Here is a 12,507-nt window from a genome sequence, read left to right as displayed (position 1 = left end):
GTCCGGAACGCAGACTCGGAACGTACTCAGCGACGTCCAGTCATCGACCGACATAGGAGAGAAACCGTGACAACGGCTGTGACCATTCCCAGGCACGGGGGCACTGGAGGGCGTACGGCCGTCGCGGCACGGGCGCGACAGGTCGTGAAGGCGTACGGCACCGGCGAGACCCGGGTCGTCGCCCTCGACCATGTCGATGTGGACATCGCCCGCGGGCAGTTCACGGCGATCATGGGCCCGTCCGGCTCCGGCAAGTCGACCCTGATGCACTGCCTCGCCGGGCTCGACACGGTGACGTCGGGCGAGATCTTCCTCGACGAGACCGAGATCACCAAGCTGAAGGACAAGAAGCTCACCCAGCTCCGGCGCGACCGGATCGGGTTCATCTTCCAGGCGTTCAACCTGCTCCCGACGCTCAACGCGATCGAGAACATCACGCTGCCGATGGACATCGCGGGCCGCAAGCCCGACGCCGCCTGGCTCCAGCAGGTCGTGGAGACGGTCGGGCTCGCCGAGCGGCTCAAGCACCGCCCCACCCAGCTCTCCGGCGGTCAGCAGCAGCGCGTCGCCGTCGCCCGGGCGCTCGCCGCCCGGCCGGACATCATCTTCGGTGACGAGCCCACCGGAAACCTGGACTCCCGCGCCGGGGCCGAGGTCCTCTCCTTCCTCCGCAGGTCGGTCGACGAACTGGGCCAGACCATCGTCATGGTCACCCACGACCCGGTGGCCGCCTCCTACGCGGACCGGGTGCTGTATCTCGCCGACGGTTCCATCGTCGACGAGATGCTCGACCCGACCGCGGACCAGGTCCTCGACCGCATGAAGCACTTCGACGCCCGCGGGCGGACGTCATGACCGTCTGGAAGACCTCGGTGCGCAACTTCCTCGCGCACAAGGGCCGGATGGCCCTCTCCGCCGTGGCGGTGCTGCTGTCCGTGGCGTTCGTCTGCGGCACGCTCGTCTTCACCGACACGATGAACACCACGTTCGACAAGCTCTTCGCCATCTCCTCGCCCGATGTCACCGTCAGCCCGAAGAGCGCGGACGACGACGGCGAACAGCCCGACAGCGGCAAGCCCGTCTCGCTGCCCGCCTCCGTGGTCCAGCAGGTCGAGAAGGCCGAGGGGGTGGAGCGGGCCGAGGGCTCCGCCTTCTCCATGGCGGTCACCGTCGTCAACAGCGACAACAAGAACATGGGCTCCGACACCGGCGCCCCCACCATCGCGAGCAACTGGACCAAGAACGACCTGCGTTCGATGAAGATCACCTCCGGGCACGCACCCCGCGGTCCCACCGAGGTGATGATCGACGCCGACACCGCGAAGAAGCACAAGCTCAAGATCGGCGACGAGCTGCGCACCATCGCCGCCACCGGTGACCTCACGGCGAAGATCAGCGGCATCGCGTCCTTCACCGTCACCAACCCGGGCGCGGCCGTCATCTACCTCGACACCGCGACCGCGCAGAAGCAGCTGCTGGGCGCCCCCGACGTCTTCACCCAGATCCTGGTGACGGCCAAGAGCGGCGTCAGCGACACCGAGCTCAAGAAGAACGTGGCCGCCGCCCTCGACGGCAACGCCGCGTACAAGCTCCAGACCCAGCAGGAGGCCGCCGACGCCAACAAGGACGACATGGGCGCCTTCCTGGACGTCATGAAGTACGCGATGCTCGGCTTCGCCGGGATCGCCTTCCTCGTCGGCATCTTCCTCATCGTCAACACCTTCTCGATGCTGGTCGCCCAGCGGACCCGCGAGATCGGCCTGATGCGGGCCATCGGCTCCAGCCGCAAGCAGGTCAACCGGTCCGTGCTCCTGGAGGCCGTCCTCCTCGGCATCGTCGGCTCCGTGCTCGGCGTCGCCGCCGGTGTCGGCCTGGCCGTCGGGCTGATGAAGCTGATGGGCGCCATCGGTATGACGCTGTCCACCGAGGACCTCACCGTCGCCTGGACGACCCCCACGATCGGCCTCGTGCTCGGTGTCGTCGTCACCGTCCTCGCCGCGTACATCCCGGCCCGCCGGGCCGGCAAGGTCTCCCCGATGGCCGCCCTGCGCGACGCCGGGACGCCCGCCGACGGCCGCTCCGGCTGGGTCAGGGCCGGTATCGGCCTCGTCCTGACGGCGGCGGGCGGCGCCGCCCTGTGGACGACGACCCAGGCGGAAAAGGCCAGCGAGGGCTCCATGTTCCTCGCCCTCGGCGTGCTGCTGACCCTCATCGGCTTCATCGTGATCGGCCCGCTCCTGGCCGGCGTCGTGGTGCGCGGGCTGAGCGTCGTCGTCCTGCGGCTCTTCGGCCCGGTCGGCCGGCTGGCCGAGCGCAACGCCCTGCGCAACCCCCGGCGTACGGGAGCGACCGGCGCGGCCCTGATGATCGGGCTCGCCCTGGTGGCCTGCCTGTCCGTCGTCGGGTCCTCCATGGTCGCCTCGGCCACCGAGGAGCTGGACAAGTCGGTCGGCGCGGACTTCATCGTCCAGGACGGCAGCACCGGCCGCCCGATCGTTCCCCAGGCGGCCGACGCCGTGCGCGCCGTGCCCGGCCTGGAGCACATGACCGACTACACCTTCGTCAAGGCGAAGATCACCGCTCCGAACGGCAAGACGGAGGACGAGGGGATCGTCGCCGCCGACCCGACGTACCAGCAGGACGTCCGCCGCACGGTCGTCTCCGGCGACCTCGCGAAGGCGTACGGCAAGGACGCCATGTCCGTCGGCGACACCTACGCCGAGCGGCACGGGATCAAGGTCGGCGACACGATCACCGTCGCCTTCAAGGTGGGCGGGACCGCGAAGCTCAAGGTCGCGGCCATCACCTCCGACGACACCAACATCGACCGCGGCGCGATGTACACCAACATCAAGACGGCCGCGTCCTACGTCCCGGCCGACCGGATGCCGCAGAACGTGGTCATGTTCGCCAAGGCCGAGGAAGGCAAGGAGAAGGAGGCGTACGCGGCCCTCAAGACCGCCATCGCCGAGTACCCGGTCTACAAGGTGCAGAACCAGGCCGACTTCAAGGAACAGCTGAAGGACCAGATCGGACAGCTGCTGAACATCGTGTACGGACTGCTCGCCCTGGCGATCATCGTCGCGGTGCTCGGTGTGGTGAACACCCTGGCCCTCTCTGTCGTCGAACGGACCCGCGAGATCGGCCTGATGCGCGCCATCGGGCTCTCCCGCCGCCAGCTGCGCCGCATGATCCGGCTGGAGTCCGTGGTCATCGCCCTCTTCGGGGCGCTGCTCGGACTCGGACTCGGGATGGGCTGGGGCACCGCGGCCCAGAAGCTGCTGGCGCTGGAGGGGCTGGAGGTCCTGGAGATCCCGTGGCCGACGATCCTCACGGTCTTCGCCTGCTCCGCCCTCGTCGGACTGTTCGCCGCTCTCGTCCCGGCCTTCCGGGCGGGCCGGATGAACGTCCTGAACGCCATCGCGACGGACGGGTGAGCGCACAGCCGCCCGGCGGGGGTGAGCCCCAGGGCGTCACCGTAGGATGACCGGCAGGCCCCGGGACGTTCCTCCAAACGTCCCGGGGCCGAGCCCGTTCCCCGTCCGGGGCCGTCGGTCACGGTGGAGCGTGTCAACTTGCTGCACAGGGTTGCGGACCCCGGTGCAGCAAGCTGACATCGCGGCCTCTCTTGTGGCGCGTTCCGCGCTGGCATCGTCTCTCGTGCCGGGACGACCCCCCGGCTCCGACGCCACCGTCGAAGGGGAACACGTGTCAAGGTCTCCGCTTGCGCAGAAGCAGCGCCGCCCGGCCAGAGCCGCCGCCCTCGTCACCGGTATCGCCCTCGCCGCCCTCGCCTTCTCCACCGGCCCCGCATCGGCCACCGCTCCGGTCGGCCCTCCGCCCGTCGCCGACCACGTCGCCCGGATCATCTGTACGGAGTTGGCCGGGATCATCGGCCAACTGCCCCCGGAATCGCCGCCCGTCCAGATGTGCAAGCTGGTCAACGGCTGGGACTAGACGTGTCCACCCCCGCGGCCGCGGCGGGAGACCTCCTGGGGGCGCCTTCCGGGATGCGGTTCCGGCTCCTGGGGCCGCTCGCCCTCGCGGACGGTCCCGACACCGTCGTCCTTCAGCCCTCCAAGCCCGCGAATCTGCTCGCCGCGCTGCTCCTGCACGCCAACACCCCGGTCTCCGCCGAGTACTTGCAGCGCGCGGTGTGGGGCGAGGAGCAGCCCGCCACCGCCAGGGCGGCCCTCCAGACGTGCGTGCTGCGGCTTCGCCGGCTGTTCTCCAAGCACGGCGTCACCACCTCCATCGACGCGGTGCCCGGCGGCTACCGGGTCACCGCCGCACCGTCCACCCTGGACCTCCTCGGTTTCCGCGACCGGGTGCGCCGGGCCGCCGGACTGGACCGGGATCCCGAGGCGGAGCTCTGCGCGCTGCGGGACGCCCTGTCGCTCTGGCAGGGTTCGCTGCTCGCCAACGTACGGTCCGTCGTCCTGCACCGCGACGAGGTGCCCCGGCTCGCGGAGGAACGGCTGCGCGCGGTCGAGCGGGTCTGCGACCTGCTGCTGGGGCTCGGGCGCTGCGGCGAGGCGCTGGTCGACCTGTGGACCGCTACGCGCGTCCACCCGGGGCATGAACGGTTCCACGAACAGCTCATCGAGGCCCTGTACCGCAGCGGACGCCAGTCGCAGGCCCTCGCCGAGTACCGCAGGGTGAAGGGTTTCCTGCTGGAGGAACTGGGCGTGGACCCCTCGCCCTCCCTGCGCCGGCTCGAACTGTCCATCCTGCGCGGCGAGGACCTGGGCCCGGCCGCCCCGTCGGCCCCGCGCGTCATTCGGGGCGAGACCGTCGCGCTTCCGGCCGGCCGGGAGGGCACGGCCGGGGGCGTCGGGCCCGTTCCGGGCCAGGGGGCCGTGTTCGTCCCGGCCGAGGGTGCTGTGTACGTCCCGGCTCCGGGTGTCGCGTCCGTCCCGGGCCCGGGGGCTGTGAGCGCCCCGGGCCAGGGCGGCGCGTACGTCCCGGCCCAGGGCACCGAGCCCATCTCCGCTCAGGGCACTTCGCCCGCCGTGGCCCCGGGGGCCGCGCCCGCCATAGCTCCGGGTGTCGTGTCCGTGCCGGCCGAGGGTGCCGCGTACGTCCCGGCCCAGGGCACCGCGAGCGCCCCCGTCCCGGGTGCCGTTTCTGCCCCGGGCCAGGGCGCCGCGTACGTCCCGGGCCCGGGGGCCGTGAGCGCTCCCGTCCAGGGCACCGGGCCCATCTCCGCCCAGGGCACTTCGCCCGCCATGGCCCCGAACGGCACGCCGGTCACGGCCCAGGGCATCACGACCGGCCCCGGCCAGGGCATCACACCGGCCCCGGCCCCGGGCACCGTGAGCGCCCCCGTCCAGGGCACCGCGCTTGTCCCGGGCGAGGGCGCAGCACCCGCCATGGTCCAGGGCGCCGCGTCTGTCCCGGCTGCGGGTGCCGCGTCCGTCCCGGACCCGGGCACCGCGCCCATCTCCAGCCAGGGCACCACACCGACCACGCCCCCGAGCGGCACACCAGCCCCGGCCCAAGGCGCCATACCGGTCACGGCATCCGCCCCGGTCGCCGCCTCCTGCATCGAGCCCGTCCCCGCCGTTCCGCACTTCACCGGGCGCGTCGCCGAGGCCGCTGCCCTGACCGCCCGGCTCACCGCGCCGCCGCCCTCCGGGCCCGAGGATCACCGGCCCCTCGCCGTTCTCGTCTCCGGGGCTCCCGGGATCGGTAAGTCGGCGCTTGCTCAGCATGCCGCCCGGCTGGTCCGGGACGCCTTTCCCGGTGGGCAGTTGCTCGTCCGGATGACCCGCGCGGACGGCGAGCCCCGGTCGGCCGAGGAGGTGGCCGTCGATGTGGCCGCCGCGCTCGGGGCGACGGGCGAAAGGCGCGCGCTGCTGATCCTCGACGACGTGGTCGACGCCGACCAGGTGCGCCCCCTGCTCACGCCGGGAGGGGAGGCCGGGGCGGGCCTCGCCGTCGTGGTCACCAGCCGGATGGGCCTCGGCGGGCTGATCGCGACCCACGGCGGCTGGGTGCAGCGCCTGACGACCTTCACCGAGGCCGAGTCGTACGCCCTGCTGCTGACCGCCCTGGGCGCCGAGCGGGTGGAGGCCGAACCCCGTGCCGCCCACCGCCTTGCCGCCGTGTGCGGGCACTTCCCGGCCGCCCTGCGCATCCTCACCGCCCGGCTGCTCACCCGGCCGGGCCTGCGGCTCGCCGACGCCGCCGACTGGCTGGGCGACGACCCGCTCGCCCGGCTCACCCTGACCGACTCCCCGGACCACTCCGTCACCGGCCTCTTCGACCGGGCGCTGGGCCGGCTCGACCCCCGGCTGTCCGAGGCGTTCACCCGCCTCGCGCAGGGCCCGCCGGCGCTGCTCGACGACCGGGGTCCCGAGGACGAAGGACCCGTTCCCGAAGCCGTACGGGAACAACTCGCCGACGCCGGACTGCTGGAGGACGGCCCGCCGGGCCCGTACCGCATCCACGATCTGCTCCGCGCCCACGTACGAAGAACCGCCCGGATCCGCGACCGCCGCACAGAGAAGGTGTGATCCCCATGGCCGAGAGCGCCGCCCCCGTCACCACCGCCGCACCCGCCACGCCCGCACCGACGACCGCGCCCGCCGCGACACCGGCGTTCGACGCGATCGCCGGCACCCGGCCGCGTATCCGCCGTGACGTGCTGTTCACCGAGACCCCCGGCGGGGTGCTGTTCCACAACGCCGACGGCGGTTTCCACCTCACCGGCCGCACCGCCTACCGGTTCGCCTCCCTCGTCGTCCCGCACCTCACCGGACAGCACCGCATGGCCGAACTCTGCGCCGGGTTCGGGCCCGCGCAGCGGGCGATGGCCGCCGAACTGGTCAAGACGCTGTACGCGCGCGGCTTCGCCCGGGACATCCCCGAGGCCGACACCACCGGGGACGCGGTCGACGGGGAGACCGCCGAACGGTTCGCCGCGCAGATCGCCTACGTCGACCACTACACCGACGACGCCCCCGCCCGCTTCGCCCGCTACCGCGCCACCCGCGTCGCCGTCCTCGGCGACGACGAGACGGCCCGCTGGTGCGCGCTGAGCCTCGTGCGCAACGGCTGCGCGAGCATCGGCACCGTCGCGGCCTCCGACGACGTCACCGCCGAGGCCGCCGCCAACGGGGCCCGTGTCGACACGGTCACCGCCGGGACGGACGCGGGCTGGGCCGACCTGGACGGTTACGACATCGTCGTCGTCAGCGGGGCCGGGGCCGGGGCGCGCACGCACCGGCTGCTGGCCGCCGGGGTGCCCGAGGGCGTGACGCTCATCCCCGCCTGGCTGTTCGGCCGCCGGCTGGTCGTCGGCCCGCTCACCACCGCCGGCTCCACCGGCTGCTGGTCCTGCGCCCTGCTGCGCCTGGGCGGCAACGCCGACCCCGGCACGGCGGCCGGGCTGTGGAGCGAGGCGGCGGGGGCCGTACCGTCCGACGGGGCCGCCCTGTCCGGGCCGGTCGCCGCGATGGCCGGCAACCTCGTCGGCTACGAGGTCTTCCGCCTCACCACCGGAGCGCTGCCCGCCGAGACGGCCGGCCAGGTCCTCGTCCAGGACCTGGAGTCGCTGGACGTGATGGCCGAACCGCTCCAGCCCCACCCCCGCTGCGCCCGCTGCTCCGGGCTCCCCGCCGACGAACCCGCCCCGCTTCCCGGCGCGTTGGCCCTCCCCGTCACCGCGACCGTGGAGACCGCCCGGGACGCGGAGGAGCTGGTCGAGGAGCTGAACCGGATCAGCAACGCGCTGGTCCGCCCGTACACCGGGACGTTCCGCCGGTACGACGACGAGGAGCTGACCCAGACCCCGCTGAAGCTCAGCCGGGTCGAGGTGGCGCTCACGGGCGGGGCGCGCCGCCGGATCGCCGCGTTCGACGTGCACCACCTCGCCGGGGCACGGACCCGGGCGCTGCACGCGGCGGCCGAGACCTACGTGGAGCACATGGTTCCGCCGGCGGGCGTCGAGGGAGCCGAGGCCGGTGACCGGGCGGGCAGCGGTGCGCGGGAGCTGCGGACGCTGGGGCCCGACGCCCTGACGACCGGCGGCGGCACCGGGGCCGCGCCCGCCGCCTGGGCGGTGGCGACCTCGCTGATCGGCAAGGATCCGGTACGCGTACCGGCCGCCGCCCTGCGCCCGTTCGGGCCGTACAACCGCGACCGGGTGCACCTGGCGACCACCGCCGGATCCGGGGCGGGCGGCAGCGCGGCGGAGGCGGCGGGCCGGGGGCTGCTGTCCGCGCTCGCCCACGACGCCCTGCTCCGCGCGGTCCGGGGCACCACCCGGGTGCGCCCGCTGGCGGTCGGTGGGGACGACCCGGAGCTGGTGTTCCTGCTGAAGTCCGCCGCCAACCTGGACATCGCCGTGGACCTCCTCGACCTGGGCGAGGCGGACCGCAGCACGGCCCACGCGGTGCTGGCCCGGGAGGCCAACGGGCCCGCCGCCGGGGCTCGTTGGGCGGTCGGGTCCGGGCTGTCCCGGCGCGCTGCGGCCGCCGCCGCCCTGCGGGATCTGCTCGGGCAGGTGCAGCTCGCCGCCGAGGACCCGGAGGCGGCGGTCGACCCCGGCGACCCGCTGATGGCCGACCTGGCCCCCGGGGCGATCGCGGTGAGCGGCGAGTCCGTCGTGGCGGACGCGGCGGAGACCTCGTTCGACGCGGTGCTGGAGGCGCTGCGGTCCGCCGGGCGCGACGCCCTGTACGTGCCGACGACCCCGGCGGACCTGGCCTCCGGCTCCATCGCCACGGCCCGGGTGCTGCTCACGGTGGACGGCGAGGGCGGCACCGATGGCCGTTGAGACGTTGCGCGGCGCGTCTGACGTGCCGCCCGCACCGGACGCGCCTGACGCACAGCACTCGTCTGACGCACCGCATGCGCCCGACGCGCCGGACGCTCCCGTGCTGGGGGAGTCCACCCGGCTCCTCGGCGAGCTGCTGCGGGAGGGGCTGGCCCGGCACGGAGAGGCGGCGGTCACCATGCCGCCGGACGTCCAACCCCTGGGCGTACGCGACGCGTTCACGGCAGACGCAAAGCTGCCCGGGGACGGGGCCGACACCGTGCCCGTGCGCTACTACGGGCGGCACGCCGTCGTCGGCCCCCTGCCGACGCCGGACGGGACCGGTCGACGCCCCTGCGCCCGCTGCCTGGAGCGCCGGTGGCAGGCCGTGCGGTCCGTCGCCCTGCGCGAGGCGCTGGAGCTCGGTTCCGGGACCCGGGCGGCGGGCCCGTCCCCGTACGTCACCCCGTTCGCGGCCGAGGCCGTCGCCGGGGTGATCGCCGCCCGGATGGCCGGCGGCGGACCGGACATCGGGGCCTTCCCCGCCGTCCACCTCGTCGACCTCCAGACCCTGGCCGTCCGCCACTACCCGCTCGTCCCCGACCCGGAGTGCCCCGGCTGCGGGCAGCCCGAACCCGACAGCGACGAGGCCGCCGTCATCACCCTGAAGCCCGCGCCCAAACTGCGGCCCGACGGCTTCCGGGTCCGGGACCTCCGGGACTACGAACTGCCCGTCGAGCCGTACGCCAACCCCGTCTGCGGGTCGCTCGGCCCCTCCGTCGTCCACGACGTCTCCTCCACGTCCACGTCCGCCACCATCGGCTGCTTCTCGCTGCGCTCGGGCCCGTATCTGCGCGAGACGTTCTGGGGCGGGCACGCCGACACCTTCGCCGACAGCGTGCGCATCGGTGTGCTGGAGGGCCTGGAGCGGTACGCGGGCATGCGGCCCCGGGCCCGGTACGCCCAGGTGCACGCCGCCCTGGACACCCTGCGCGCCGAGGGCCGGGCCGCCCTGGACCCGCGCGTCTGCGGCCTCTACTCCGACGCCTTCCACCGGGCCAACCCCCGGGTGCGGCCCTTCACCCCGGACCGGGAGATCCCCTGGGTGCGCGGCTGGTCGCTGCGCGACGGACACACCGTCCTGGTCCCCGAAGTGCTCACGTACTACCACGCGCCGGGCCTGGAGAACCGGTTCGTGCAGGAGAGCTCCAACGGCTGTGCCTCCGGCGGCGCGCTGGAGGAGGCCGTCTACTTCGGGCTGATGGAGGTCGTCGAGCGGGACGCGTTCCTGCTCTCCTGGTACGGGCGGGCCGCGCTGCCCGAGATCGACCCGCGCACCAGCCGCCGCCCCGCCACCCGGCAGATGGTGGACCGGCTGGAGATGTACGGCTACGAGGCGCGGTTCTTCGACACCCGGATCACCTTCCCGGTCCCCGTCGTCACCGGGGTCGCCGTCCGCCCCGACGGCGGGCCCGGCCGGATGTGCTTCGGCGCGGGGGCCGGGCTCGACCCGGAGGCGGCCCTCGCCGGGGCGCTCTGCGAGATCGCCACCGACGCCGTCAACCTCCAGGGCCGCACCGAGCGGGACGAGAAGCGGCTGCGCGCCATGGCCACCGACTTCGCCAAGGTCGAGGCGCTGCACGACCACCCGCTGGCGTACGGCATCCCGGAGATGGGCGACCACGCGGACTTCCTGCTCGGCGCGCCGGGGAGCGTACGTCCGCCGGCCCGCTCCTTCGACGAGCTGTACGGGGACGGGCCCGGCGGCCGGCCGGTCCTCCCGGTCTCCGACGATCTGCGCGAGGACCTTCTCCGGTGCGTGGACGCCGTCGCCGCCGCCGGGTTCGATGTCGTCGTCGTCGACCAGACCATGCCGGAACAGCGGGATCTCGGGCTGACCACGGTGAGCGTGATCGTGCCCGGACTGCTGCCGATCGACTTCGGCTGGACCCGCCAGCGGGCCCTGGGCATGCCCCGGCTCCGTACCGCCCTGCGCGAGGCGGGCCTGCGGTCGGCGGACCTCACCGACGCCGATCTCAACCCGGCCCCGCACCCGTTCCCATGACCGGTTCCCCGGCCGATCCCATGACCGTTTCTCCCCTTCCCCCTCCTGCCGTGATTCCCCCTCCTGCCGTGACCAAGGAGACCGCCATGGGATACGCCCATGAATACGCCGCCGCGATCATGCACCGCGGCCGGGTCCCGATGGACCCCGCCGACTACGTACCGAACTGGCAGGACGGCCCGCGCAAGGCGAAGTTCCACCCGGGCGCGGACGGATTCCCGCTGCCCGACGCCGGCTACCCGGCCGGGGCGACCGTCGACCGGGGACTGTTCGCCGAAAACGCCTCCGCCCAGGGCGCGTTCGACCTCGGCTCGCTCTCCGGCATGCTCCGTGACTCGTACGGTCTCACCGGCCGCCGCCTCGGCGTCCAGGCCAACACGGACCTGAACGCCCTGCCCTTCTACCCGCTCGCCAACTGGTCGCGCGGCTCCGCGTCCGGCGGCGGGCTCTACCCGGTCAGCATCCACTGGGTGTCCGGGCCGAGCGCCCCCGTACCGCCGGGGGTGCACTACTACTCCACCCGGCACCACACCATGCAGCGGCTGCTCACGGGCGATGTCTCCGGGCAGGTGCGCGAGGCGCTGGGCGACGGCGCGCCGGGGCCGGAGACCGATCAGTACCTGGTGCTCGGCATCAAGTACTGGCAGAACTCCTTCAAGTACAACAGCTTCTCCTTCCACGCCGTCTCCATGGACCTCGGGGCCTGCGTCCAGACCTGGCGGATGTGGGCGGCCGCCCGGGGCCTGTCCGTCGAACCGGCCCTCTGGTTCGACGAGGAACGCCTCGCCGCCCTGCTCGGCGTGGACCCGGCGCAGGAGGGGATCTTCGCCGTCGTGCCCCTCAAGTGGGCCGGTATGCAAGGGGGTTCGGCTCACAGGGGCGCCACCGCGCCCGTCGCCGTCGGGCGCGCGGACGTCGAGCGCTCCCGTACCGTCCTCACCTTCGACGCGCTGCTCCGCATGCAGGCGGCGACCTCCGCCGACGCCACCGCCCGCCCCGCCCCGGACGCCCTCGGGCCCGCCGCCGCCCACCCCGTCGACCCGGGGCTCGCGGAGGTCGCGCTGCCGCCCGCCCGGCCGCTGGACGCCGACGTACGCACCGCGCTGCGCGCCCGCCGCAGCAGCTTCGGCCGGTTCGACGCCCAGAAGCCCGTCACCGCCGACCAGTTGGCCGCCTGCCTGGCCGCCGCATCGGCCGGATCGCGGCTCGGCGGCGACACCGGTGACGCCCGGCTGGCCCGGGTGTACGCGTTCGTGAACCACGTCGAGGGCGTCGAGCCCGGTTCGTACGTCCACGACCCCGAGCGGCGGAGCCTGCGACGGGTGAAGGAGGGGCGGCCGGGGGAGTTCCTCCAGCGGAACTACTTCCTCGCCAACTACAACCTGGAGCAGGCCGGGGCCGTGCTCGTGCCGACCGTCCGCACCACCGCCGTCCTCGACGCCGTCGGCGACCGGGGATACCGGCTGGTCAACGCCACCATCGGGGCCGTCGCCCAGTCCGTCTACACCGCCGCCGCGGCCGTGGAGCTCGGCTGCGGGGTCGCCCTCGGCTTCGACAACATCTCCTACATCGAGGAACTGGGGCTCGAAGGGACGGGCGAGGCGCCCCTGCTGATCATGATGATCGGCAACGAACGCCCCGCCCCCGCCGACTTCCGTTACGAGATCGCCTGAGCGGGGAC

7 protein-coding genes are annotated in these 12,507 nt (G+C 73.7%); all 7 read left to right on the top strand.

Annotated features, from left to right (window positions below; all coding sequences use genetic code 11):
- Positions 1-66: 66 nt before the first annotated feature.
- Positions 67-855: an ABC transporter ATP-binding protein gene (locus A3Q37_RS20820; RefSeq protein ID WP_065486879.1), complete on the top strand. Its 789-nt coding sequence runs from the start codon at positions 67-69 to the stop codon at positions 853-855.
- A complete protein-coding gene (locus tag A3Q37_RS20815) occupies positions 852-3,437 on the top strand; it encodes an ABC transporter permease (RefSeq protein WP_065486877.1) in 2,586 nt (861 codons plus the stop codon). Before A3Q37_RS20820 ends, A3Q37_RS20815 begins: the two co-directional genes overlap by 4 nt.
- Positions 3,438-3,708: 271 nt before the next feature.
- Complete coding sequence (locus tag A3Q37_RS20810) at positions 3,709-3,957, top strand: hypothetical protein (RefSeq protein ID WP_065486875.1); 249 nt, start codon at positions 3,709-3,711, stop codon at positions 3,955-3,957.
- Between the two features lie 53 nt (positions 3,958-4,010).
- Positions 4,011-6,518, top strand: a complete 2,508-nt coding sequence (locus A3Q37_RS35835) for a BTAD domain-containing putative transcriptional regulator (protein WP_079137899.1) — start codon at positions 4,011-4,013, stop codon at positions 6,516-6,518.
- A gap of 5 nt (positions 6,519-6,523) precedes the next feature.
- Positions 6,524-8,782 carry a TOMM precursor leader peptide-binding protein gene (locus A3Q37_RS20795; protein WP_065486873.1) on the top strand — a complete coding sequence of 753 codons (2,259 nt, stop codon included), beginning with the start codon at positions 6,524-6,526 and terminating at the stop codon, positions 8,780-8,782.
- A 178-nt stretch (positions 8,783-8,960) separates the two neighbouring features.
- A complete protein-coding gene (locus tag A3Q37_RS20790) occupies positions 8,961-10,826 on the top strand; it encodes a TOMM precursor leader peptide-binding protein (protein ID WP_079137903.1) in 1,866 nt (621 codons plus the stop codon).
- 86 nt (positions 10,827-10,912) lie between these two features.
- Positions 10,913-12,499: a nitroreductase family protein gene (locus tag A3Q37_RS20785; protein WP_065486871.1), complete on the top strand. Its 1,587-nt coding sequence runs from the start codon at positions 10,913-10,915 to the stop codon at positions 12,497-12,499.
- Positions 12,500-12,507 lie beyond the last annotated feature (8 nt).

This window comes from Streptomyces sp. PTY087I2, from assembly GCF_001687325.1.
In the GTDB taxonomy this organism is placed as follows: domain Bacteria; phylum Actinomycetota; class Actinomycetes; order Streptomycetales; family Streptomycetaceae; genus Streptomyces.
The sequence above is the reverse complement of the archived record's forward strand: the minus strand, read 5'-3'. Positions and strand labels throughout refer to the sequence as shown.